Here is a 432-nt window from a genome sequence, read left to right as displayed (position 1 = left end):
TAATGGCCCACCTAGGCGACGATCCCTAGCTGGTCTGAGAGGATGACCAGCCACACTGGAACTGAGACACGGTCCAGACTCCTACGGGAGGCAGCAGTGGGGAATATTGCACAATGGGCGCAAGCCTGATGCAGCCATGCCGCGTGTATGAAGAAGGCCTTCGGGTTGTAAAGTACTTTCAGCGGGGAGGAAGGCGATGGGGTTAATAACCCTGTCGATTGACGTTACCCGCAGAAGAAGCACCGGCTAACTCCGTGCCAGCAGCCGCGGTAATACGGAGGGTGCAAGCGTTAATCGGAATTACTGGGCGTAAAGCGCACGCAGGCGGTCTGTTAAGTCAGATGTGAAATCCCCGGGCTTAACCTGGGAACTGCATTTGAAACTGGCAGGCTTGAGTCTTGTAGAGGGGGGTAGAATTCCAGGTGTAGCGGT

The 432-nt window shown here is 55.6% G+C and carries 1 rRNA gene; it reads left to right on the top strand.

The features are described 5' to 3' along the window. A 16S ribosomal RNA gene (locus tag SB765_RS28110) occupies nt 1-432 on the top strand; the annotation flags it as partial.

This window comes from Pseudomonas sp. SIMBA_067 (genome assembly GCF_046534675.1).
In the GTDB taxonomy this organism is placed as follows: Bacteria; Pseudomonadota; Gammaproteobacteria; order Pseudomonadales; family Pseudomonadaceae; genus Aquipseudomonas; species Aquipseudomonas putida.
This window is presented reverse-complemented; position numbering and strand designations above follow the sequence as displayed.